We start from the raw sequence: 23,878 nt of genomic DNA, 5'->3' as shown, positions 1-23,878 counted from the left end.
TATATCGTCTAGAAACTTACCTTTAGACGACGGGGCACCGGACAGGTCGCGCCAGATAGGGGGATGCAGCGGCCCTGTCAACGCGCAATCGCGCGCTCGCCTTGCGCTGCCATCGTTGCTCGTCTAGCCTCGCATCCAAGCACCGGCCGGACCGTTTTGGTTTGGTGACGGAAGAAGATAAGCGAGTTGATGTGATGGGGGATGGCTCCGCCAGAATGCCCCGCGGGAGGCGTGTTTCCGCCGCCCGCCCTGCGCCGCCGCCGGCCGCGAAAGGTCCGGCACCGCGTTGGCCGGAAGCGCGCCATTATGCCGCGCTGGATCTGGGTACCAATAATTGCCGGCTGCTGATCGCCCGTCCGCAAGGTGCGGGCTTCGCGGTGATCGATGCGTTTTCGCGAATCGTCCGGCTCGGCGAGGGGCTGGCGACGACCGGTCGCCTGTCCGATGCCGCGATCGAGCGCACGCTCGCGGCGCTGCGCATCTGTGCCGACAAGCTCAAGCGCCGCAACGTGGCACTCGCCCGCTCGGTCGCGACCCAGGCGTGCCGCCAGGCCGAGAACGGCGCCGAATTCATCGAACGCGCCTATCGCGAGACGGGAATCGCGCTCGACATCATCACCGCCGAGGAAGAGGCGCGGCTGGCGGTGCTCGGCTGCCACGCGCTGCTCGAGCCCGGCGATGGCCCGGCCCTGGTGTTCGACATCGGCGGCGGATCGACCGAGCTGGTGCTGGTCGATTCGCATGCCCCGATCCCGCGCATTCTCGACTGGCACAGCGCGCCCTGGGGCGTCGTGTCGCTCAGCGAGGCGACCGGGCAGAGCAAGGCGGTGGGCGCCGACGCGCGCGCCGCTGCCTATGCCGATATGCGCGCCCGGGTGCGCGAAAGCTTCGCGCCGTTCGTCGCGCGGCTGCGCCCGCCCAAGGGCACGCCGCGGCTGCTCGGCACCAGCGGAACGGTGACGACGCTCGCCAGCGTCCATCTCGGCCTCGCGTCCTATGACCGTTCCGCCGTGGACGGGCTGATCGTGCCAAGTGCGGCGATGCGCGATGTGAGCGCACGAATCGCCGCGATGAGCGTCCAGGAGCGCGCCCAGGTGCCGTGCATCGGCAACGAGCGCGCCGATCTCGTCTCGGCCGGCTGTGCGATCCTCGAGACGATCCTCGACATCTGGCCCGCCGAGCGGCTAGGCATCGCCGATCGCGGCATTCGCGAGGGCATCTTGCGGCGGCTGATCGGCGGCGCGCCCTTATAAGGTTGTGAGGAACTAGCGATGAGCAGGGGCGGTGGCCGCGGCCATGTCCGCGTGCGCACGGCGCGCGGCCGTACGGCACAATCGACGCGCTGGCTGGAGCGCCAGCTGAACGACCCCTATGTCCGGCGCGCCAAGGCCGAGGGCTATCGCAGCCGCGCGGCCTACAAGCTGACCGAACTGAACGAGAAGTTCGGGTTTCTGAAGGGCGCCAAGCGCGTGGTCGATCTCGGCGTGGCGCCGGGCGGCTGGACGCAGGTGGTGCGGCGCGTGCTGCCCAAGGCGGCGGTGGTGGGCATCGACCTGCTGCCCGTCGACCCGATCGAGGGCGCGACCCTGCTCCAGATGGATTTCATGGACGATGCCGCGCCCGATCGGCTGATCGAGGAACTCGGCGGCGCGCCGGACCTGATCCTGTCCGACATGGCGGCGAACACCGTCGGCCACCCGCAGACCGATGCACTGCGCACCATGGCACTGGTCGAGACCGCGTTCGACTTCGCGCTCAAGACGCTGGCGCCGGGCGGCGATTTCGTCGCCAAGGTGTTTGCCGGAGGTGCCGATTCGGCGCTGATCGCGGAGATGAAGCGCGCCTTCGCTACCGTGAAGCACGCCAAGCCGCCGGCCAGCCGCAAAGGCTCGGTGGAATGGTATGTCGTGGCGCAAGGGTTCAAGGGCCGGGCGGAACCGGCGTCCGAGCCAGAGCCCGAGCAGGAACAGCAATAGCGTTTCCTCTCTCCGGCGCGCATGGCAATCGCAGACGCCCAAAATACGTCGTCATCCCCGCGGAGGCGGGGATCCATTGGCGCTGATGCCGAGGTTCTATCTCCGAGCGTTCAGGGCAATGGATTCCCGCCTTCGCGGGAATGACGATGGCTTTTTTACGCCGCCGACCCTTGGCCTCTTATGCGATAGCCCAGGAGGATATAATTGAGGGCAAAATGACGAGGCCAGCGTACATGGAAGCGCTCGTCCAAAGCAGGGCGCTGACCCGGCTCGCCGCATTCGACCCCCACGTCGCAGGCACGCCGCCGCTCGGTCTCGACCTGCCCGACAGCGACATCGACATCCTTTGCCATGCCCCAGACCCGTCCGCCTTCGCGGCGGCGGTGTGGGAATCCTATCGCCACCTGCCCGGTTTCGCGATGTGGCAGTGGCGGGGCAGCGACCGCCCCGTGGTCGCGCGCTTCCATTGCGCGGGCTGGCTGTTCGAGCTGTTCGGCCAAGCCCGCCCGGTCGCCGAGCAGCTCGGCTGGCGGCATTTCGCCCTTGAGCGACGGTTGCTGGGGCTGGGCGGGGAAGCGCTTCGCGCCGCCGTGATGGCGCGCCGGCTTGCGGGCGCCAAGACCGAGCCCGCCTTCGCGCAGGTGCTGGGGCTGGCGGGCGACCCCTATGCCGCGCTGCTCACGCTGGAGGCGCTCGACGACGCTACCCTCCGCGCCCGGATCGGGCCCTAAACAAAAAGGGCCGGCGTCGCCGCCGGCCCCTTGGTCGTTCGTCCGATACGAAGGCCGATCAGCCCTCGTAGTCGCCACCCAGATTCTGGTTGCGCGGCGGGGCCGCCGCGGTGAGGCGGAGCGCCTCGGCCTGGGCCTGGATCGAACCGACTTCGTCCGGCGCATCCTCGTCGTCGACGCGAACGCGCTGCAGGCTCGACACCACGGCCTCCTGCAGATGATCCGGGCGCACGGTCTCTTCCGCGATCTCGCGAAGGGCCACGACCGGGTTCTTGTCGCGATCGCGATCGATCGTCAGATCGGCACCGCCCGAAATCTGCCGCGCGCGCTGGGCTGCGAACAGCACCAGGTCGAACCGGTTGGGAACCTTGTCGACGCAATCCTCGACTGTGACGCGCGCCATATACGCTTCCTTGGGATAGGGGGTGTCCGGGAAAGACCGGCCAGTTAGAGGCCGGCTGCCGAAATGTCAAGGAAATCGGCCCGGGTGGGGGAGCGAACCCATTGCCCGCTCGCTCGTTGTCTGCGCGTCCCAGCAGGAGAACCGAGCCCCATGGCGCCCTATGCCGATGCCGAACCGCTTGTCGCGGGCGCCGAATTGGCCGATGCAACGGCCATGCCGCCGCTCGCCCAGCCCAGCTTCACCGTCGAGGGCAACCGCCTGACGCTGCTGCCCGATGGGCCCGAGCGGATGCGCGCGCTGCTCGCGCTGATCGCCGGTGCCGAGCGGACGCTGCGAGTGCTCTATTACATCTATCTCGACGACGAGGCCGGCGCGGCGGTGCGTGAGGCGCTGATCGACGCGGCCGCGCGCGGCGTCAAAGTCTATCTGATCGTCGACGGGCTCGGCAGCGAACATGCCGAGAGCAACGATTTCTTCGATCCGCTGCACGCCGCCGGCGTCGAGGTCTGCCGCTTCGTGCCGCGCTGGGGGCGGCGCTATCTGCTGCGCAACCACCAGAAGCTGGCGCTGGCCGACGAGGCGCGGGTGATCGTCGGCGGGTTCAACATCGAATCGAGCTATTTCGGCACCATCGCCGAACAGGCCTGGCGCGACATGGGGCTGCTGGTGGAAGGGCCGGCCGCCGAGCGGCTCACCGGCTATTTCGACGCGCTCGCCGCCTGGGCCAAGCGCCCGCGCGCGACGCTGCGGTCGCTGGGACGTACGCTCAAGGCGTGGAGCGAGCCCGACGGCGCCACCCGCTGGCTGCTCGGCGGGCCGATGCGGCGGCTGTCGCCCTGGGCGCGGGTGGTGAAGCACGACATGGAGCGGGCGAACCGGCTGGACCTGATCGCCGCCTATTTCGCGCCGAACCCGGCGATGCTGCGCCGGCTCGACAAGGCGGGGCGGCGCGGGCGGGTGCGGCTGGTGCTGCCGTCGAAGCTCGACCATACCGCCGCGATCTGGGCGGCGCGGTTCACCTATGCGGGGCTGCTGCGCAAGAAGGTGGAGATCTACGAGTATCAGCCGACCAAGCTGCACACGAAGCTCTACGTGATCGACGACGTCGTCCATATCGGCTCGGCCAATTTCGACATCCGCAGCATGTTCCTGAATCTCGAGCTGATGCTGCGCGTGGCGGACCCGGCCTTCGCGGCGCATGTCCGCGGCTATGTCGATGGCGAGGTGGCGCAGTCCGAGCGGATCACCCCCGAACTCTACAAGGCGCGGACCGGCTGGTGGACGCGGGTGAAGCAGTTCGGCGCGTATTTCGTGATGGCGGTGCTCGATTATCGCGTCACCCGGCGGCTGAACTTCGGCGACAGCGGCCCGGTGGAGCCTTAGGTCGCCACCTCGAGCGGCTCCACATCCACCGATACATGCATCGCCTGCGCCCCCGAGCCGAGCACGATGCCATCGATCGGCGCGATATCGGCATAGTCGCGGCCGATCGCCATCACGATATGATCCTCGGCCATCCAGATACCGTTGGTGGGATCGACACCCACCCAGCCGAGATCGGGCCCGCACCACAGAAGCACCCAGGCATGGGTGGCATCCGCCCCCACCAGGCGCGGCTGGCCCGGCGGCGGCAGGGTGCGCAGATAGCCCGAGACATAGGCGGCGGGCAGCCCGGCGGCGCGCAGGCCGGAGAGCATGATCTGCGCGAAATCCTGGCAGACGCCCCCCCGCTTCGCGAACGCTTCGTGGGGTGGCGTGTCGACCAGGGTGGCGGTGGGATCGAAGGCGAACTCGCGCTGGATCCGCCGGGCGAGGGCGATGCCCGCGTCCAGGATGCCGCGATCGGGGTCAAGTTCCTCGGCGCACCACGCGGCAATGTCGCGATCAAGCGGGATCAGTGGCGAGGGAAACAGATAGGCGGCGGGCCCGGCCGGCGTGGGATCGCGGCTGTCGCGCGCCCAGGCGGCGATCTGGACCAGCGAGGGGTCGCCGGGCGCGGGGATCGGGATCTGGCGGTCGACGCGGACCTGCGCGTTGCTCTCGATCGTCAGGCTGCTGGCGGCATGCTCCACCACCAGCCGCACGACATTGGCGAGCCCCGCTTCCGCCCGCGCCGGATAGGTGCGCCCGCCGGGCTGGATGCGCAGCGCATATTCCTCAATCCGCTGGCCCGACCACAGGATCGGCTTCAGCCGCAGGTTGCAGCGCGCGAAGGCGACCGGCTGGGCATAGTCGAACCGTGTCACGTGGCGGATGCGGTACAGCATCATGCGAGGACGAGCCCCGCCGCGCGCAACGGCTCGGCGCCGTGGAGAAAATAGCGGCGCGCGACGGCCTCGGACAGGCTCCACAGTCGCGCCTGGAGATCGGCGAGCCAGCCATCGTCGATCGCGGTGGCGCGCGCGGTCACCAGGGCCGCGGCGATGCTGCGCGCCTGTTCCTGCTGTGCCTCGGCCAGGCCGTCGTCGGAGAGCACGGGCAGCGCGTTGAGGTGCGACGAGATCGCCGCGGCCTGGAACGCCAGCCCGCGCGGGTTGCCGGGATCGAGCGCCAGCAGGTCCAGCACCGGCACGCGGGCGATTCCGGTCAGATAGCGCTGGCGATAGCTGATTTGGCTGTCGGCAAGGTCGAGCAGCGTCGAGAGGTCGTCGGCGGTCGCCTGGGGGCCACCCAGCGCCCGGAGAAAGCCGATCGTCGCCAGCGCGCGCTCCGTGCGGCGGCCGAGATCGTGGAAGCGCCATGCATCGGTGCGCCCCATATGCTCGCCGGCCTGACCCGCCAGCGCCGAATAGCGCCGCTGCAGCGAGCCGGCGCGATCGAGCAGCACGCCGCGTTCGGGAAACGGCGCGTCGAGCAGCCGGATCATGTCGGCCGAGAGCCGATCGCGCGAGACGGCGCCGATCGAGCGCGCCTGGCGGTTGATCGCGCGGACGCTGGTCCAGCCCTCGGTCGATTCGAGCGCGGTTCGGGCGAGCGCGGCCAGATCCTGCCGCTTGAGGCCGCGGGGCGCGGGGGCGGCGTTCGCACCCACCACCAGCTGTGCGAGCCGGTCGACCGTGTCCGCCGCCAGCGCCGCGCCGGTATCCGCGCTGATCGAATGGCCGAGCAGCACGCGCAGCACCGAGAGCAGCGCCTCGCCCCGCTCGAGATAGCGGCCGAGCCAGAACATGTTGTCCGCCACCCGGCTGGGCAGCGTGCCAGGATTGCGGCGCAGCTGGGTCGAATCGCCCGATGGGAGCAGCGACACCGGCGCCACCGGATCGGGACCATGGATGCACACGTCCGCCGACCAGCTGCCCTCGCCCATCACCGCGGCGCGCGTGTCGGCATGTTCGCCGATCCGCGCGAAACCGCCGGGGAGTACCGTCCAGCACCCCGCCGCATCGCGCGCAGCGAAGACGCGCAGCGTAAAGGGGCGGGGCGCCAGCCGGTCCTCGGCGACGAAGGGCATGGTCGAGAGGCAGACGACTTCCTGCCCTACATAATCCTGCGGGCGGCGGGTGAGATCGTTCCGCAGCACCGCGCGCGCGGCGTCATCCAGATGCGCGCCGAGCACTGCCTTGCCCTCGGGCAGGCCGAGCGGCGGGGTGCCGAAGGCGGGCGCGACGACCATCTGGTCGAGATTGGCCGAGACATGCGCCGCCTCGGCGGCCTGGCCGCACCACCAGGTCGCGATATTGGGCAGGCGCAGCGGCTCGCCGAGGAGGATTTCGCTCAGCCGCGGCAGGAAGGCGGCGAAGGCAGGCGCCTCGAGCAGCCCGGCGCCCGGGGCATTGGCGATCACGACATTGCCCGCCACAGTCGCGTCGATCAGCCCGGCAACGCCGATCTTCGAGTGCGAATCGAGCGCCAGCGGATCGAGAAAGCGCGGGTCGAAACGATGCCACAGGGCATCCACCCGCTTGAGCCCGGCAATGGTACGGACATAGACGCGGTCGTCGAGCACGGCGAGATCGGCGCCCTCCACCATCAGGAAGCCGAGATAGCGGGCGAGATGCGCCTGCTCGGCATAGCTGGCGGTGAAGCGGCCGGGGGTGAGCAGCGCCATGCGCGGCTCGGCGCGGCGGCAGGCGGCAGCGATGCCGTCGCGAAAGGCGGCGAAGAAGGGGGCGTGGCGCTCGATGTTGAGCCGGCCTTGCAAGCCCCCCAGCGTGCGCGCCATCGCTAGCCGGTTTTCCAGTGCATAGCCGGCGCCGGCGGGTGCGCGGAGATGGTCGGCGAGGACGCGCCAGTGCCCGTCGGGGCTGCGGCACAGATCGAAGGCGACGAAGTGCAGGTGATGCTCGCCAGGCGGGGTCAAATGGGTCAGCGGGCGAAGGAAGAAGGGGCTGCCGGTGAGCAGCGCCGCGGGGAGATGGCCGTCTGCGATCAGCCGGGTCGGGCCATATAGGTCCTGGAGCAGCCGCTCCATCAGCTCGGCGCGCTGGGCGATGCCCGCCTCGACCCCGCGCCACTCGCGCTGGTCGATCAGCAGCGGTACGGGGGAGAGCGGCCAAGGGCGCTCGTCGCCCTCCTCGCCGATGCGATAGCCGGTGCCGATATCTTCGGCATGGCGATGTGCGCGTTCGCGGGCGAGCGTCAGCCCGTCGCCGGAAAGCCCGGCCAGCTCCTCGAACAGCGCCGACCAGGCATCGCCGGTGCGCGCGCAGAGCACGTCCCCGGCGGGAGCATGGCCGCAATAGTCGGTGATCCAACGATCGGCGATCGTGCCCGCGTCGAACAATCCGGCGTCGGCAAGGCTGGCCACGGCTGCGTTCCCTTCTCGGCCGCGGTGATGGGCGAAACCATGGTGCCATGCAACACGGGAGATGGGCGGGACCTGCTCAGCCGAGCCGGGCGATCGCCTCCTCCAGGGTACATAACCCGGCAACGCCGCGCGCGTTGCAGCCGGGGACCGAAAGGTTTTGATCGTGCGGTCCCTTCGGCCCGAACGGCGCGGCGCGGCGGAGCTGCGCCAGCGTCTGGGCGCGGTAGCGGAGGCGGACGTAGCGCTTGCCCGTACGGTCGTGCAGCCGCTCCAGCACCAGCGCGCCGCCCGGCACGGGATCGTCGGCGGCGAAGCCGGGAACACGCCAGTGCACGTCGAACAGCCCGCCCAGATTGGCGATATTGGTGTCGTGGCCGGAGATCATCGTCACCTGCGGGCCGCTATCGGCCAGTCCTTCGCGAACGATGTCGGCCAGCGCCGCAAAGTTCGCCGCGGCAACCGCGCGCGGGCGGGCGAGGATGCGGAATTCGAGCGCGTGGAATGCACCGAGTGCGGTCACGTCGGCGAGCGTCGCGCGGCCCCAGCCGATCTGCGCCATCGGCATGCCCTCGGCCGTCTCCAGCAGCAGGATCTGCGCGGCGGTGGAGGCGCGGTCGATCGCCCCGGTCAGCTTGGGGCGCTTGTCGGCGCGGGCGGGAGCGAGGCCGGTCGGCGTGGCGGAGACGCCGCAGCCCGGGCGAGGGGTGCCGCACAGGATGGCGTCGAGCCGAGCCAGCAGCGGCTTGTAGCGCGCGTCGAGCGCGGCGAACCCGCCGGGGCCGACGTCCGCCATCACCGCCGCGTCCGCCTTGGCGGGATCGAGGGGAGCCCTGCCCGATTCGATCGCGTTGAAGCGCGGATCGGCCACGTCTTGCGGGCGATGATCGATGGCAAGCGTGCAGCCCGGTGCCAGCGTCGCCGCCCAGGCCCTGGCAGTTGCGATCGTACGCTGGTCGCTATCCGCGACGATGCGGATCGCGGCAGGTGCCGGGCAGCCCCGGGCGGGCAGCAGCCGGTGGCGGCGCAGCGCGGCGCCGTCCGCCGTGCCGAGCCGCGCCACCGCGGTCGCGCCGTGCGGGGTGAGCCAGCCCGGCTGCACCGGCCAGTCCGGCCAGCGCTCGGGCGTCACCTCGGGCGGCATGGCCGGTGCCTTGGTGGGCGGCCGCACGCCGTGCCGCATCAGCAGCACCACCCGGTCCACCACCAGGGGATCGGCGGGGCGGGTGCCGGCGACCGCCGGGGAACCGATGGCGAGGGCCAGCCCCAGACCGATCCGCAGTTTCATCGTAGCGTCTTCCTTCAGAAGTGGATCTGCACGCCGCCGCGCAGCTGGGTGCCATAGCGCTCGCGCTCCACGAGCAGGTTCTTCGTGCCGATGTACCGCCGCCACGGCGCGTCGGTGAGGTTGATCGCGTCCCCGAACAGCGTGAACTGCGGCGTCACCTGATAGCCGAGATGCACGTCGAGCTGGCCGTTGCCGTCGGTATACTGGTCGGCAGCCGCAATCGCTGCGATCGTGTCGAGGTAGGACGAGCGGTAGTTGAACGCGACGCGCGCATTCACCCCATATTTCTCGAAGAAGATCTGCGCATTGCCGACATTGTTCGACTGATAGGCGAGCGGCACGTCCCCGGCGCGGATCACGCTTGCACTGGCATGGCCCCAGACATGGGTGAAGTTGGCCGAGACGCCGAAGCCGCTCAGCACGCCGGGCAGGAAGGTGAACTGCACCTGCACATTGCCCTCGACGCCCGTGACCTGCTCGGAATCGGCGTTGAGCAGGCTGGTGACGTTGGCCGCCGCATAGGTGACGCCCGCGGCGGTGACGTTGGTCTGGCGGTTGGTGTTGCTGTAGATCGGGTTGTCGATCTGCTTGTGGAAGAAGCCTGCCGACAGGATCGAGCCCGGCGCTGGGTAATATTCCAGCGCCGCGTCATAGTTCACCGCGCGATAGGGCTTGAGGCCGGGATTGCCGAGCGAGAGCGCTGCCACCGCCGGATCGCTGGTGTCCACCAGCACATAGGGCGCGAGATTGGCGTAGTTGGGCCGGCCGATCGAGGTGGTCACCGCGCCGCGCAGCATCAGGGTGGGGGTGATCGCGAACTTGGCGTTCACGCCGGGGAAGACATCGGTATAGCGGGTGTGGCCGAAGCTGTTGTAGCCGTCGGCCAGCGTCGAGGCGGCGTTGACCAGCTTCGCCTTTACGTCATCCTCGGTATGTTCGACGCGTACGCCGGGCACCAGGGTGAGGCCGCCGAAGTTCAGCGTCGCCATCACATAGCCCGCGGCGATCTTTTCCTTGACGCCGAAGTCGTTGGCCAGCGTGTCGCTGATCGTGCCGCTCTTGTCGATGGCCACCGCATTGGGATTGGCGTCGAAATAGGCCTTGGCCACGTCATAGTTGATGCGGGTGCCGAAGCCGAACATGCCGTCGTAGAAATCGCTCTCGCCCGGATAGCCGACCGGGTTGGCCAGCGTCCATTTCGCGCTGCCGGTCTTGTAATTGGTCTTGTTCTGATCGTTGACCTTCTCGCGGCTGAGATATTTGCCGCCGAGCTTGATGGTGGAGCCGTCACCGATCGCCACGTCGTGGCTATAGTCGAACCGGCCCTGCCACAGTTCCTCATAGGTGCTACGCTGGTCGAAATTGACCTTGCTGTAGGTGAACAGCGACGGCGTCGCGAAGGCCGGCGTCGTCGGTGCCAGCGTGTAGGGATAGGTCGACGGATCGTAGGCGAGCGTCAGCGCGCCCTTGGCGGTGGTGAAGGTGAATTCGCTGCGTAGCGGATCGTCCTTTTCGGCGCGGGTCCAGTTGCCCGAAGCCTCCAGCGTGCCGCCCGCCACCTCGCCGAATTCGCCGCCCAGCGTCACCGACTTGGTGTTGTCGTTCTCGTTGCGGCGGCGGACGAGGATCGTGCCGGTGCCCTTCAGCGTCGTGCCGAAGCTGGTGATCGCGATCCGGTTCTGGTCACGGGTCTCGTGGTCCTCGAACTTCGAATAGCTGGATCGCAGGTACAGCTTCACCGTGTCACTCGCGTGCCAGTCGAAATTGCCGACCACGCCCAGCCGCTTGCGGGTGAGGTTGTACTCGCGCAGGCCATTGCCGTCGGGCACGCCGGCGGCATTGAAGGCGGTCGAGCCCTGATAATTCTCGCTCTGGATCGGCCGCTCGGAATAATTGACCGAGACCACCGCGCCGAACTGTTCCTGCGCGCCGAAGCGGCCGCCCAGGGTGGCGTCGAGCTCATACGGCACCTTGTGGTTGAGCGAATACCAGCCCTGCGCGGCGCGGGCGTCGAGGAAGAAGGGCTTCGCGCTGTCGAATGCGGTGCGGGTACGGATCGCGACTTCGCCGGCGATCGCATTGGCATCCTGGTTCGGCAGCAGCGACTTGGTGACTGAGACCGACTGGATCATCGCCGAGGGCAGATCGTCCAGCTTCACCTGGCGGCCGGCGGGCTCGGGCGCGGGCAGCGTCTGGCCATTGAGCGTCACGTTGAGCAGGCTTGGGTCGATGCCGCGGACGATCGCATAGCGACCCTCGCCCTGATCATTGGCGACCGACAGGCCCGGCAGGCGCTTGATCGCCTCGGCGACATTCTGGTCGGGCAGCTTGCCCACATCATTGGCATGGAGCGTCTCAACGACGTTGTCGGCGGCGCGCTTCTCGGCCACCGCCTCGCGCTGCGAGGCGCGGAAACCGGTGACGACGATGTCGGCCGGGCCCTCGACCGTGTCCGGCTCGGCCTGGCTGGTCTGGGTGGGCCGCTCTTCCGCGACGATCACGTAGCGGCCGGGGCCGGTGCTGCGCGCGGCGAGGCCGGTATGCGCGAGCATCCGCTGCAGTGCCTCGCCAACCGGCATCTTGCCCGAAACCGCGTTGATCCGCCTGCCCCCGCCGACGCTCCCCGCGACGAGGATCTGCACGCCGCCCTGGCGCGCGAACAGCCGCACCGCGTGCGTCACGTCCTGCGCGGGAATGTTGAAGCTCTGCACCTGCGCCAGCGCCGGCTGGGCGAGCGTGCTCATCGCCACGACAGCCGTCGCGCCGAGCCAGCGATTCTTCGAGATCATGTCTTCCACCCCATCGCGCCGGAATGGCGCGGTTCTCATGGGCCTGACGGTAGGCGCCGCGATTTCCTTAACCGCGGGCTATTTTTTTTCCGGATTGCCGATGAGAATCGCGTCGCTGCCGATCCGCGCGCGGGTGTCGAGGCCAATGGCGACGCTCTGGGCGAAGCCGGCGGGATCGTCGATGCGGAAGGCGCCGTACAGCTTCTCGCCCGCCAGCGCCGGATTGGCGAGGCGGATCTGCAGCTGGTTGTGGCGGTTGAGCTCGGCCACCGCCTCGCCCAATGTCTCGCCGTCGAGATCGAGCCGGCCACTGGTCCAGCCGAGCGCGCGGTCGATGCCGGGCGCATCGACGCGCTCGATCGTCGCCGCCGCGGCACCGTTGAGCGCGAAGCGCGCCCGCTGGCCGGCGCTCAGGCGGAAGCTGCCACCCGGCGCGGCGACGTCGACCACGCCTTCGCTCACCAGCACGTCCACCGTCTCGGCGGCGCGATCGGCATCGACCTGGAACACGGTGCCGATATCGGTGATGGTGACGTCGCCCACCGTCACGCGGAACGGCGCGGCGGCATCGTGGCGGACGCGGAACAGCGCCTTGCCGTCGTGGAGCGCGACGGTGCGCGCCGTGCTGCCGATGCGGGTGACAAGATCGCTGCGCGCATCGACGGCGATCGAGGAACCGTCCTGCAGCGCCACCGATCGCACGTCGCCGATGCCGGTGCGGATCGCCTCGCCGCGCGAGGGCAGCAGCAGCGCGGCGGCGGCCAGCGAGGCGGCGAGCGCCGCGCCCGCGCTGCCGATCCACCAAAGTCGGGCACGCGGCCTGGCGGGCGGTTCCGTGTCGAGCGCCAACGCCTCGGGGGCGGTGCCGCCCAGCATCACCAGCGTCGCCTGCGCGCGCAGCAGCGCGCCGGCATGCGCCGGGTCCGCGCCCAGCCAGCGATCAAGGCCGGGCGGCGCGGTGTCGGGCGATGCATCGATGCGGGCCGCCCAGCGGGCAGCCTCGTCGTCAAGCCGGGATGCGGTGTCGCCGCGGTTCGCCAACGCCCAATTCTTCCTTCTCGAACCCCTCGGTTCGTATCGCGCGCTGGATGCTCCGGAGCGCCTTCTGCACATCGTTCTCGACGATGCTTTCACTTACCCCGAGCCGCCGCGCAATCTCTCTTTGCGGCAGCCCCTCGATCCGCTTGAGCGTGAAGATGGTGCGGCACCGTTCGGGCAGGTTGGCGAGCAGCTTCTCCACCATCCGCACCTGCTCGCGCGCCGCTACCGCCGCTTCCACGCCCAGTTCCTCTGCTTCGACGAGCCACTGGGCGATTTCCGTAACTTCCTCGAACCGCACGACCTGCGAACGGCGCAGCTGATCCCGCCAGAGGTTCTTCACCATCTGCATGAAATAGGCGCCGGGCCGATCGACATGCGCCACGCTGTCCATCGCGGCGAAGCGGCAATAGGCTTCCTGGATCAGGTCGTCGATATCCGCTTCGGTCACGCGGGCGCGGCGCAGCGCCGCCCGTATTTGCGGCTCCTGCGGCACCACGTGCAGCGCCACCCAGCGAATGATCTCGGACGAAGCTGTGCGCACGGACCTGCCTTCCCGTACGCTCCGCTAGGCGGCGCGTGCGAAAGTCTCGTGACGAAGCGGTTACAAATCGGGGATCGTCTGGTCGGCGGTACCCCAACCGCGCAGCGCGCGGCTGGCAGCGCGCTCGATCAGCACGGCAGCGTCGTTGATGGTGAAGGCAGCCGCGCTACTGATGGTCCTGAGCTCGGTCCAGGTAACGGGGGCAGCGACCGGCGCGTTGGCGCGAGCGCGTGCCACATAGGGGAGCACAGCGGTCGATCCGCGCTGGTTGCGCAGATAGTCGATGAAGATGCGCCCCGTCCGGCTCGCCTTCTTCAGGTTGGCCGTGAAGCGCTCGGGCTCGGCCTGGGCGAGCGCGCGGGCGAAGCGTTCGCAGAAGCTCTTGGCGGCCGGCCACTCGGCCTGCGGGACCAGCGGCACGACGACGTGCACGCCCTTGCCGCCCGAGAGCATCGGCCAGCTGGTCAGCCCGATCTCGGCGAGCTGTTCCTTCAGATGCTCGGCTGCTTTCTTGACCACGTCGAAGTCCAGGCCCTCGTCGGGATCGAGATCGAACACCAGGCGATCGGGCTTTTCGACATCGGCGACGCGCGATCCCCAGCCATGGAACTCGATCGTGCCCATCTGCACGCAGGCGAGCATGCCGTCGGCATCGGAGACGTAGAGATAGGGCTCGGTCGAACCGTCCTTCTCGCGGATCTCGACATGATGGACCTGCTCGCCGAAGCTGCCTGCGTCGTGCTTCTGGAAGAAGCACTGCTTTGCGCGGCCCTGCGGGCAGCGGACCAGGCTGATCGGGCGTTCGGCGAGCCAGGGCAGCGCGATCGGCGCGACGGCGGCATAATAGTCGGCGAGGTCGCCCTTGGTGAGCTTCGATTCGGGGAAGATCACCCGGTCGCGGCTGCTGATCTTGATCGAGGAGGGCGCAGTTTCGGGAAGTGCTGCCGGCTCTTCGGCGACCACCGCATCGGCCGGCTTGTCTTCGCGCAAGCCGAGGAAGCTGGCGTGGCGGACGACCTTTTCCGCCGTGAACTCGGCGAACGCGACTTCCGCGACCAGTTCGGGCTTCACCCAATGCGCGCCGCGTGCCTCCGGGCGCGGGACCTTGGCGGCGGGCTTATCGGCGGCGAGCTTGTCGAGGCGCTCGCGTAGCGAGAGCAGCGTCTCGGTATTGAACCCCGTCCCCACCTTGCCGGCATAGACCAGCCCCTCGGGTCCGTTCAGCCCGAGCAGCAGCGACTTGAAGCCGCGGCCCTTGGCGCTGGAGGCGCTCCATCCCAGGATCACGAATTCCTGCCGCTGCGTGCACTTGATCTTGAGCCACGCCTTGCTGCGCGCGCCGCGATAGGGCGCATCGGCGCGCTTCGAGACGACGCCCTCAAAGCCTTCGCGGCACATGCTCTCGAACAGCTTCTCGCCCTGGCCGATGATGTGCTCGGAGAAGCGAATGCGATCGTCGGCGTCGCCCAGCAGCGCGCGCAGCCGTTCCTTGCGCTCGATCTGAGGCTGGGCGGTCATGTCCTCGCCGCGCTCGGCGAGCAGGTCGAAGGCGAAGCAGAGCAGCCCCTCGCCGCCGGCGGAAATCGCGTCTTGCAGCGTGGAGAAATCGGGCTTGTCGCCCTTCATCGCGACGATCTCGCCGTCGATCAGCGCGCCGGGGGGCAGGGTGGCGGCGGCTTCGGCGATGCCGGGGAATTTGTGCGTCCAGTCGAGGCCGGAGCGGGTGTAGATCTTGGGCCCGCCGCTGCCGGTCGCGATCAGCGCGCGATAGCCGTCATATTTGATCTCGTGGAGCCATTGGTTGCCGGTGGGGACGGTGTCGACCAGCGTGGCGAGCTGGGGGGATTGGAAGGGCAGCGCCTTCGATCCTCCCCGGGACGGGGAGGGGGACCGCCGCGAAGCGGTGGTGGAGGGGGGCTTCGGCTGGGCGGTGCCCTTTCCGGACCGGCCTCCCTTGCCGGGCTCCCCCTCCACCAAGCGGCTGCGCGCCTTGGTCCCCCTCCCCGTTCCGGGGAGGATCTTGGGTTTGGCGCCCTCGGCAATCTCCTGCATCGTTCGGCCGGTGGTGACGCTCGTCAGCCCCGTCTCGACCAACTCGTCCGTGGCGCCGGCATGCTCGTCGTTGATCTTGCGGAGCAGCCAGTTCTCGGCCTTCTCCTTGCCCCTGGGTTTTAGCCGGATCAGCAGCCATTCGCCCTGCATCCGCTCGCCGTGCAGCACGAAATGGAGATGGCCCTTCGCCAGATCCTTGGCGCTCTTGCCCGGGATCGGCGCCCAGGTGCCGGTGTCCCACAGCATCACCGTGCCGCCGCCATATTCGCCCTTGGGAATCGTCCCCTCGAAATCGGCATAGGAGAGCGGATGGTCCTCGGTACGAACCGCCAGCCGTTTCTCGTCGGGATCGAGACTGGGCCCGCGCGTCACCGCCCAGCTCTTGAGCACGCCGTCCACTTCCAGCCGGAAGTCCCAATGAAGCCGCGTCGCATCATGCTTCTGGACGATGAAGCGGTTGCCGCCGCTCTTCGCCAGCTTGCCGGCGGGCTCCGCCGTCCTGGCGAAGTCGCGCTTGGCGTTGTAGCGGGCGAGGCTGTCGGCGTCAGGCACGCTTCTTCGCCGCCGGCTTCTTGGGCGCTGCCTTCTTCGCCGGCGCCTTGGCCTTTGCGGCGGGCTTGGCGTCGCCCGTATTCAGCGACTTCTTCAGCGCCGCCATCAGGTCCACCACGTTCGATCCGCGGCTCTCCGGCTTGTCCGGATCCTCCAGGATCTTGGCGCCCTTCGCCTTTTTCTTCTTCTCGATCAGGTCGCGCAGCGCGTCGACATAGCGGTCGTGAAAGCCCTTGGGATCGAACTTGCGCGACTTCTTCGCGATCAGCGTCTCGGCGAGATCGAGCAATTCGGGATCGGGCTCGCTGTCCGGGATCTCGCGAAAATAGCCCTGCGCCTTCTGCACCTCGTCGGCATAGCGCAGCGTTTCCAGGATCATGCCACGCCCGCAGGGCTTGAGGCTGACGATATATTCGCGGCCCCGCATCGCCAGCTGGCCCAGCCCCACCTTGCGGGCGCGCCGGAGGGCCTCGCGCAGCACGATGAACGCCTCCTCGGCGAGATCGTCGGCGGGCACGACGAAATAGGGGCGCTCGTAATACAGCACGTCGATCTCGTCGGCGTCGACGAACTGGGTGAGCTCCAGCGTCTTGCGCGATTCGAGCTTCACCGCGTCGATTTCGTCCTGTTCGAGGAGGACATATTCGCCCTTCTCGACCTCATAGCCCTTCACGATCTCGTCCGGCTCGACCGCGCCGACGCCGGGTGCGACCTTCTCATATTTGATCCGCTGGCCGCTCGGCTCGTGGATCTGGTGGAACGCGATCTGCGCGCCGGATTTGGTCGCGGTGTAGATCTCGACCGGAATCGAAACGAGGGCCAGCCGGATCTGTCCCTGCCAATAGGCGCGCGCGGCCATGCGGAAGTCTCCTCGTTGCAGGCCCGATTCAATTCCCCAAAGTCCGTCCTGTTCCGCCCATCGCAACGGCGGCGTTTAGGCTGTAGAGGCAGACCCCATGAGCACCGATCCCTTCGCGCTATTCCACGACTGGTACTCCGAGGCGCGTACCACCGAGATCAACGATTCCAATGCGGTGGCGTTGGCGACCGCGGACGCGCAGGGGCACCCCTCGGTGCGGATGGTGCTGCTCAAAGGCTATGACGAACGCGGCTTCGTCTTCTACACCAATCGCGAGAGCCGCAAGGCCGGCGATCTCGCCGCCAACCCCCATGTCGCGTTGCTCTTCCACTGGAAGTCGCTGCGCCGCCAGATCCGCATCGAAGGGCCGGTTGCCTTCGCCAGCGACGCGGAATCGGATGCTTATTTCGCCAGCCGCGGCCGCGATTCGCAGCTCGGCGCCTGGGCCTCGGACCAGTCGCGCCCGCTCGACAGCCGCGGGACCTTCGAAGCACGCTTCGCCGAGGTGCAGGCGCGGTTCGAGGGCCAGCCGGTGCCGCGCCCGCCCCATTGGGGCGGCTATCGCGTGACGCCCGAGCGGATCGAATTCTGGCTCGACCGCGAGCATCGCCTGCACGAGCGCCGCATCTTCACCCGGGCGGGCGACGGCTGGCAAGAAGGCATGCTTTACCCGTGAGCAATCTCGCCCGCCGTGCGGCGATCGCCAGCGTGTGCAGCGCGCTCTTCCTGGGCGCGCTCAAATCCTATGCGGCGGTGGAGACGGGGTCGGTGGCGGTGCTCGCCAGCCTCGCCGATTCGGGGCTCGATCTCGTCGCCTCGCTGGTGACGCTGGGCGGGGTCCACTGGGCCTCCCAGCCGGCCGACGACGAACATCGCTTCGGCCATGGCAAGGCCGAGGCGCTGGCGGCGTTGTTCCAGGTGGTGATCATCGCCATTTCCGGCTTCGCCATCCTGCTGCGCGCCGTCCAGCGGCTGCTCGAGAACCAGGTCAGCGCCGATCCCGAAGCGGGCATCGCGGTATCGGTGATCGCGATTCTGGTGACGCTCGCGCTCACCCAATATCAGCGCTGGGTGGTCCGGCAGACCGGCTCGCTCGCGATCACCACCGACAGCATCCATTACAGCTCGGACCTGTTCCTGAACGCCGCGGTGATCGGCGCGCTGGTGCTGGAAAGCTATGCCGGGATTGCCGGGGCGGACCCGGTGTTCGGCATCGCGATCGCGCTCTGGCTGCTCTGGGGGGCGTGGCGCGCCTCGGTGGCCGCGATCGACCAGCTGATGGACCGCGAATGGCCCGAGGAGAAGCGCCGTCGCTTCGTCGAGATCGCGGCGGAGCATCCCGAGCTAAAAAGCCTGCACGATCTGCGCACCCGCACCAGCGGCAACCGCGACTTCGTCCAGTTCCATGTCAGCATGCGCTCCTGCATGACCATCGCCGAGGCGCATGACGTGGTCGAGCGGCTGGAAGGCGCGCTGGGCCAGGCGTTTCCGGATACCGAGATCCTGATCCATGTCGATCCGGACGGCCATGTCGACGAGCCCGACAACGCCATGGCCGAGACCAACCTGCTCGACGAAAGCGGGCCCTAAAGCATCGGCCCCCAAACCATCGGACAGTAACGGCCATACGGTGCGTTCCCCATCTGGGCGCCCGAACGCCCGAGGAGTCGACGCTTTGCACGCACCCCAACCCACCGTCCGGCTTGGCCGCGGCCTGACCTTCGCCATGGCGGCAGCGGCGGGCATCGCGGTCGCCAACATCTATTACAACCAGCCGATGCTGGGCATCATCGAGCGCGACCTGCCCGGCCAGCCCGCCGGGCTGGTGCCGACCGCAACCCAGCTGGGCTATGCCGCGGGGCTGTTCCTGCTCGTGCCGCTCGGGGACCTGCACGAGCGCAAGCGGCTGATCGTGCTCCAGTTCCTGGTGCTGGCGGCGGCGCTTGTCGCCGCGGCGCTGGCGCCCAATGCCTGGATGCTGATCGGCGCCTCGCTGCTGGTGGGGGCGGCGGCGAGCGTCGCGCAGCAGATCGTGCCCTTCGCCGCGCACCTCGCCGATCCGGCGCGGCGCGGGCAGACGGTGGGCACGGTAATGGCCGGGCTGCTCTGCGGCATCCTGCTCAGCCGCACGCTGTCGGGCTTCGTGGGCACGCATCTCGGGTGGCGCGAGATGTTCTGGCTGGGCGTGCCGCTGGCGCTCGGCACCGCGGCGGTGATGGCGTGGCGGCTGCCGCGCAGCGCGCCCGAGGCGACGCTCGGCTATGGTGCGCTGCTCGGCTCGCTCGCGCAACTCTGGCGCGAATTCCCGGCGTTGCGGCTGGCGGCGATCACCCAGGCGCTGCTGTTCGCCGGATTCACCGCCTTCTGGACGATCCTCGCGCTGTACCTGGAGACGCCGCGCTTCCGCCTCGGCGCGGACGTGGCGGGGCTGTTCGGCGTGGTGGGTGCGGCCGGCATTCTCGGCGCCCCGCTGGCCGGTCGAATCGCGGACAGAAGCGGGCCGCACCGCGTCGTGCTGCTCGGTGCGCTGCTGGCGGTGGCGAGCTGGCTGTTGTTCGGGCTGTGGGCCAGCATGGCCGCGCTGGTGATCGGCGTCGTCGTGCTCGATTTCGCGGTGCAGAGCGCGCTCGTCTCCAACCAGCACATCATCTTCGCGCTACGGCCGGAGGCCCGGGCGCGGCTCAACACCGTGCTGATGGGCGCGATGTTCCTCGGCGCTTCGGCCGGATCCGCCACCGCGACGCTCGCCTGGGAAATGGGCGGCTGGACCGGCGTGGCACTCCTCGGCGGCGGTCTGTCGCTGGTCGCGGCGCTGCTGCAGCTGGCGAATTGGCGAAAGCGGTAATCGGGTCGATTTCGCGGGAACGGCGGCGCGCCCGCGTCGTTGGCGGCGCAGGAGGCGCGCTGTTCCATGGAAGAACCCGACCTGGGCACCACCGCGCCTGCGCCACTTTGCCCGGGCACGACGCTGGGGACTCGCGGTGCGCGTCTGCTCCCGCTGCTGCTGCTGCTCGGCGGGTGCAGCGGCGCGAGCATCCTGCGCCCGGGCGGGCCGATCGGCGCGAACAACCGCACGATCCTGCTCGACTCGCTGGCGATCATGCTGGCGATCGTGGTGCCGACCATGGTCGCCATCCTCGCCTTCGCCTGGTGGTTCCGCGCCGGCAACGCCAAGGCGAAATACCGGCCGGGATTCGTCTATTCGGGGCGGATCGAGCTGATCGTCTGGTCGATCCCGCTGCTGACCATCCTGTTCCTCAGCGGGCTGATCTGGATCGGCAGCCACCAGCTCGATCCCGCCAAGCCGATCGCATCCAGGACGCCGCCGCTCGAGGTGCAGGTGGTGTCGCTCGATTGGAAATGGCTGTTCGTCTATCCCGCGCAGGGCATCGCCTCGCTGAACGGAGCGGTGGTGCCGGCGGGCGTCCCGATCCGGTTCCGGCTCACCTCGGCGAGCGTGATGAACAGCTTCTTCGTGCCGCGACTGGGCAGCCAGATCTACACGATGAACGGTATGGCGACGACGCTGCACCTGCAGGCCGACCGGCCCGGCAGCTATTACGGCCAGAGCGCGCATTATAGCGGCGACGGCTTCTCGGACATGCACTTCCGGCTGCAGGCGGTGCCGATGGCGGACTTCACCCGCTGGGTGGCAGGCGTGAAGGCCGCCGGGGGGCTGCTGGACGCCCGCGCCTATCGCGTGCTCGCCCGCCAGAGCCAGCACGCGCCGCCCAAGCATTGGGGCGCGGTGCAGCCTGGGCTTTTCGACATGGTGGTGGCGCAGCATTTGCCCCCGGCCCCTGGCCCCGAACAGGGTCGTGGCGGCCAGCCTGAAGTTTCCCCCGGAACGGCGGAGTGACGATGCTCGGTAAGCTTTCCTGGTCCGCCATACCGTTCAGCCAGCCTATCCCCTTGATTGCCGCGGGGGGCGTCGCGCTGGCGCTGCTTGCCGTGCTCGGCTGGATCACGGTGAAGGGGCATTGGCCCTATCTGTGGAAGGAATGGATCACCTCGGTCGATCACAAGCGGATCGGAGTGATGTATGTGCTGCTCGGCCTCGTCATGCTGCTGCGCGGCTTTGTCGACGCGATCATGATGCGCACCCAGCAGGCGAGCGCGATCGGCCATGCTCAGGGCTATCTGCCACCCGAGCATTACGACCAGATCTTCTCCGCCCACGGCACGATAATGATCTTCTTCGGCGCGATGCCGGTGGTGATCGGGCTGATGAACTTTGTCGTGCCGCTCCAGCTCGGGGTGCGCGACGTCGCCTTCCCGACGCTCAACTCGACCAGCTTCTGGCTCACCGCCTCGGGCGCGCTGCTCGTCAACATGAGCCTCGTCATCGGCGAGTTCGCGCGCACCGGCTGGCTGCCCTATGCGCCCTTGAGCGAGACGACCTACTCTCCGGGCGTCGGTGTCGACTATTATGTCTGGGCGATCCAGATCTCGGGGGTCGGCACGCTGATGTCCGGCATCAACCTCGTGACGACGATCCTCAAGATGCGCGCGCCGGGCATGGGCTATCTGCGGATGCCGATGTTCTGCTGGACGGCGCTCGGCGCCAACATGCTGATCGTCGCGGCCTTCCCGATCCTCACCGCCACGCTCGCGATGCTGACGCTGGACCGCTATCTCGGCTTTCACTTCTTCACCAACGAAGCCGGCGGCAACATGATGATGTTCGTGAACCTCATCTGGGCCTGGGGGCATCCGGAGGTGTACATCCTCATCCTGCCCGCGTTCGGCATCTTCTCGGAAATCTTCTCCACCTTCTCGTCCAAGCCGCTGTTCGGCTATCGTTCGATGGTGGCGGCGACGCTGTTCATCGTCGTGGTGTCGTTCACGGTGTGGCTGCACCATTTCTTCACCATGGGGGCGGGGGCGGACGTCAATGCCGCCTTCGGCATCGCGACGAGCATCATCGCGGTCGGCACCGGCGTGAAGATCTACAACTGGCTGTTCACCATGTATGGCGGCCGCCTGCGCTTCCCCACGCCGATGCTGTGGTCGCTGGCCTTCCTGATGACCTTCATCATCGGCGGCATGACCGGGGTGCTGCTCGCGGTGCCGCCGGCCGACTTCATGCTGCACAATTCGATGTTCCTGGTCGCGCACTTCCACAACGTCATCAACTCGGGCGTGATCTTCGGCGCCTTCGCCGGCATCACCTACTGGTTCCCCAAGGCGTTCGGCTTCCGGCTCGATGAATTCTGGGGGAAGATGGCGTTCTGGTTCACGCTGGCCGGCTTCCTGATCGTGTTCGGCGCGCTCTATGTGCTGGGGCTGGAGGGCATGACCCGGCGGCTGCAGCATATCGATTTCACCGAATGGGCGCCCTGGCTCTATGTTTCGGTGGCGGGGATCGGCGTGATGATTCTCGGCGTCGCCTCGCAGATCCTGCAGATCGTGGTCAGCATCCGCAACCGTGAGGCGCTCCGGGACGAGACCGGCGATCCCTGGGACGGCCGCTCGCTCGAATGGGCGACGACATCGCCGCCGCCCGCCTTCAACTTCGCCGTGCTCCCCAAGGTGCATGGCGAGGAGCCCTATTGGACGATCAAGCGCCAGGCGATCGAAAGCCAGGGCCTCGCCGACGAGCCGAAGTACGAAGCGATCGAGATGCCCCGCAACAGCGCCACCGGCGTCGTCACCGCCTTCTTCGCCACGCTGATCGGCTTCGCGATGATCTGGATGATCTGGTGGCTGGCGGCGCTCGGCTTTGTCGGCGCCTATGCCACCTTCGTGGTCTTCGCCTGGCGCGACGAAGAGGAGAAGGAAATCCCGGCCGAAGAGGTCGCGCGGATCGACCGCGCCCGCCGCGCGGCCCGCCGGAAATGGCTCGAGGCAAACCGGGAGCAGCCGGCATGACTGCCCAGGCGCAGGATCCCTATCGCATCGGTCGCGACGGTGGCGGGGACCAGAATACCGGCCGCGGCGAGGGCGGCCCCGCGAGCAAGCGCACCACCGTGGGCTATGGCTTCTGGATCTACCTGCTCAGCGACATCATCCTCTTCTCGGGCTTCTTCGCCGCCTATGCGGTGCTCGCCAAGCAGACCGCCGGCGGGCCTTCCCCGCACGAGCTGTTCGGCCAGGAGCGCGTTGCGCTGGAAACCGCCGCGCTGCTTCTCTCCAGCTTCACCTGCGGGCTCGCCGGTGTCGCGGCGGAGAAGCGGAAGTTGGTGTCCGCGCAGCTCTGGCTGCTCGCCACAGGGCTGCTCGGCGCGGTGTTCCTCGGCCTGGAGGTGACCGAGTTCGCCGAGATGATCGGCGAGGGCGCCGGGCCGCAGCGCAGCGCGTTCCTCTCCGCCTTTTACGGGCTGGTCGGGCTGCACGGGCTGCATATCGCGGTGGGGCTGCTCTGGCTCGGCACGATGATGGCGCAGCTCTGGGTGAAGGGCTTCCGGCCGCAGATCCAGCGCCGCCTGATGTGCTTCAACCTGTTCTGGCACGCGCTCGACATCGTCTGGGTCGGCATCTTCACCATGGTCTATCTGATGGGAGTGGCGCCATGAGCGAGCGCGAAACCGATCGCGGCGATACCGCGCCGGGCGACGAAGCGGCGGAAGGCGAGGAATTCGCCGGCGGCACCAGCGGTTATATGGTGGGGCTGGGCCTCGCCGCGCTGCTCACTGCCGCGGCGTTCGCGGTGGTCAACCTGCCGCTCGTCTGGCGGCCGGCGGTGCCGATGGCGCTGGTGGTGCTCGCCATCGCGCAGATGGGCGTCCACCTCGTCTTCTTCCTCCACGTCACCACCGGGCCGGACAACACCAACAACGTGCTGGCGCTCGCCTTCGGGACGCTGGTCGTGCTGTTGCTGATCGGCGGATCGGTATGGATCCTGGGCCATCTCGACCACAACATGATGCCGATGGGCCGGCAGATGCATGGTTTCCCGTGAT

20 protein-coding genes are annotated in these 23,878 nt (G+C 68.4%); 11 read left to right on the top strand and 9 right to left on the bottom strand.

Annotated features, from left to right (window positions below; translation table 11 throughout):
* The first annotated feature begins 215 nt into the window (after nt 1–215).
* The 3 genes from S2M10_RS14825 (at nt 216) to S2M10_RS14815 (ending at nt 2,707) form a co-directional block, all read left to right on the top strand.
* The gene (locus S2M10_RS14825) at nt 216–1,253 is read left to right on the top strand and encodes a Ppx/GppA phosphatase family protein (RefSeq protein ID WP_168846752.1); all 1,038 of its coding nucleotides are present in this window, start codon (nt 216–218) and stop codon (nt 1,251–1,253) included.
* An 18-nt stretch (nt 1,254–1,271) separates the two neighbouring features.
* The gene (locus S2M10_RS14820) at nt 1,272–1,976 is read left to right on the top strand and encodes an RlmE family RNA methyltransferase (RefSeq protein ID WP_168846751.1); all 705 of its coding nucleotides are present in this window, start codon (nt 1,272–1,274) and stop codon (nt 1,974–1,976) included.
* Between the two features lie 215 nt (nt 1,977–2,191).
* A complete protein-coding gene (locus S2M10_RS14815; protein WP_168846750.1) occupies nt 2,192–2,707 on the top strand; it encodes a DUF4269 domain-containing protein in 516 nt (171 codons plus the stop codon).
* A 58-nt stretch (nt 2,708–2,765) separates the two neighbouring features.
* Here S2M10_RS14815 and rpoZ read toward each other — a convergent pair whose 3' ends face one another.
* Entirely contained in the window at nt 2,766–3,110 is a 345-nt protein-coding gene (rpoZ, locus tag S2M10_RS14810; protein WP_168846749.1) for a DNA-directed RNA polymerase subunit omega, read from the bottom strand.
* A gap of 150 nt (nt 3,111–3,260) precedes the next feature.
* Here rpoZ and S2M10_RS14805 point away from each other — a divergent pair, with 150 nt between their 5' ends.
* Nucleotides 3,261–4,493, top strand: coding sequence for a phosphatidylserine/phosphatidylglycerophosphate/cardiolipin synthase family protein (locus S2M10_RS14805; RefSeq protein ID WP_211091049.1), 1,233 nt, complete (start codon nt 3,261–3,263; stop codon nt 4,491–4,493).
* Here the strand turns inward: S2M10_RS14805 and S2M10_RS14800 are convergent.
* The 8 genes from S2M10_RS14800 to S2M10_RS14765 all read right to left on the bottom strand — a co-directional run bounded on the left by S2M10_RS14800 (nt 4,490) and on the right by S2M10_RS14765 (nt 16,976).
* Nucleotides 4,490–5,377 carry a transglutaminase family protein gene (locus tag S2M10_RS14800; RefSeq protein ID WP_168846836.1) on the bottom strand — a complete coding sequence of 296 codons (888 nt, stop codon included), beginning with the start codon at nt 5,375–5,377 and terminating at the stop codon, nt 4,490–4,492. The two genes, S2M10_RS14805 and S2M10_RS14800, sit on opposite strands and share 4 nt — an antisense overlap.
* Complete coding sequence (locus S2M10_RS14795; RefSeq protein WP_168846748.1) at nt 5,377–7,857, bottom strand: circularly permuted type 2 ATP-grasp protein; 2,481 nt, start codon at nt 7,855–7,857, stop codon at nt 5,377–5,379. Before S2M10_RS14795 ends, S2M10_RS14800 begins: the two co-directional genes overlap by 1 nt.
* A gap of 76 nt (nt 7,858–7,933) precedes the next feature.
* A complete protein-coding gene (locus S2M10_RS14790; protein WP_168846747.1) occupies nt 7,934–9,142 on the bottom strand; it encodes a histidine-type phosphatase in 1,209 nt (402 codons plus the stop codon).
* 14 nt (nt 9,143–9,156) lie between these two features.
* The gene (locus S2M10_RS14785; RefSeq protein WP_168846746.1) at nt 9,157–11,931 is read right to left on the bottom strand and encodes a TonB-dependent receptor; all 2,775 of its coding nucleotides are present in this window, start codon (nt 11,929–11,931) and stop codon (nt 9,157–9,159) included.
* Nucleotides 11,932–12,009: 78 nt separating this feature from the next.
* Nucleotides 12,010–12,972 carry a FecR domain-containing protein gene (locus S2M10_RS14780; protein WP_247650821.1) on the bottom strand — a complete coding sequence of 321 codons (963 nt, stop codon included), beginning with the start codon at nt 12,970–12,972 and terminating at the stop codon, nt 12,010–12,012.
* A complete protein-coding gene (locus S2M10_RS14775) occupies nt 12,938–13,513 on the bottom strand; it encodes a sigma-70 family RNA polymerase sigma factor (RefSeq protein WP_348770612.1) in 576 nt (191 codons plus the stop codon). The genes S2M10_RS14780 and S2M10_RS14775 overlap by 35 nt, the downstream gene beginning before the upstream one ends.
* Nucleotides 13,514–13,573: 60 nt before the next feature.
* Nucleotides 13,574–16,117, bottom strand: a complete 2,544-nt coding sequence (gene ligD, locus S2M10_RS14770; RefSeq protein WP_168846744.1) for a DNA ligase D — start codon at nt 16,115–16,117, stop codon at nt 13,574–13,576.
* On the bottom strand, nt 16,110–16,976 hold the full coding sequence (locus tag S2M10_RS14765; protein WP_168846743.1) for a Ku protein: 867 nt from the start codon (nt 16,974–16,976) through the stop codon (nt 16,110–16,112). The genes ligD and S2M10_RS14765 overlap by 8 nt, the downstream gene beginning before the upstream one ends.
* A gap of 97 nt (nt 16,977–17,073) precedes the next feature.
* Here S2M10_RS14765 and pdxH point away from each other — a divergent pair, with 97 nt between their 5' ends.
* The 7 genes from pdxH to cyoD all read left to right on the top strand — a co-directional run bounded on the left by pdxH (nt 17,074) and on the right by cyoD (nt 23,877).
* Entirely contained in the window at nt 17,074–17,652 is a 579-nt protein-coding gene (gene pdxH / locus S2M10_RS14760; RefSeq protein WP_168846742.1) for a pyridoxamine 5'-phosphate oxidase, read from the top strand.
* Nucleotides 17,649–18,566, top strand: coding sequence for a cation diffusion facilitator family transporter (locus S2M10_RS14755; protein ID WP_168846741.1), 918 nt, complete (start codon nt 17,649–17,651; stop codon nt 18,564–18,566). The genes pdxH and S2M10_RS14755 overlap by 4 nt, the downstream gene beginning before the upstream one ends.
* 136 nt (nt 18,567–18,702) lie before the next feature.
* Entirely contained in the window at nt 18,703–19,821 is a 1,119-nt protein-coding gene (locus S2M10_RS14750; protein ID WP_247650833.1) for an MFS transporter, read from the top strand.
* 66 nt (nt 19,822–19,887) lie between these two features.
* A complete protein-coding gene (gene cyoA / locus S2M10_RS14745; RefSeq protein ID WP_168846739.1) occupies nt 19,888–20,835 on the top strand; it encodes a ubiquinol oxidase subunit II in 948 nt (315 codons plus the stop codon).
* 2 nt (nt 20,836–20,837) lie between these two features.
* Nucleotides 20,838–22,847 (top strand): cytochrome o ubiquinol oxidase subunit I, encoded by a 2,010-nt coding sequence (gene cyoB, locus S2M10_RS14740; RefSeq protein ID WP_168846834.1) that lies wholly within the window; start codon nt 20,838–20,840, stop codon nt 22,845–22,847.
* Nucleotides 22,844–23,491 (top strand): cytochrome o ubiquinol oxidase subunit III, encoded by a 648-nt coding sequence (gene cyoC, locus S2M10_RS14735; RefSeq protein ID WP_168846738.1) that lies wholly within the window; start codon nt 22,844–22,846, stop codon nt 23,489–23,491. Before cyoB ends, cyoC begins: the two co-directional genes overlap by 4 nt.
* The gene (cyoD, locus tag S2M10_RS14730) at nt 23,488–23,877 is read left to right on the top strand and encodes a cytochrome o ubiquinol oxidase subunit IV (RefSeq protein WP_168846737.1); all 390 of its coding nucleotides are present in this window, start codon (nt 23,488–23,490) and stop codon (nt 23,875–23,877) included. The genes cyoC and cyoD overlap by 4 nt, the downstream gene beginning before the upstream one ends.
* The last annotated feature ends 1 nt before the right edge of the window (nt 23,878 follow it).

It is taken from the genome of Sphingomonas sp. S2M10 (assembly GCF_012650175.1).
GTDB lineage: Bacteria > Pseudomonadota > Alphaproteobacteria > Sphingomonadales > Sphingomonadaceae > Sphingomonas.
This window is presented reverse-complemented; position numbering and strand designations above follow the sequence as displayed.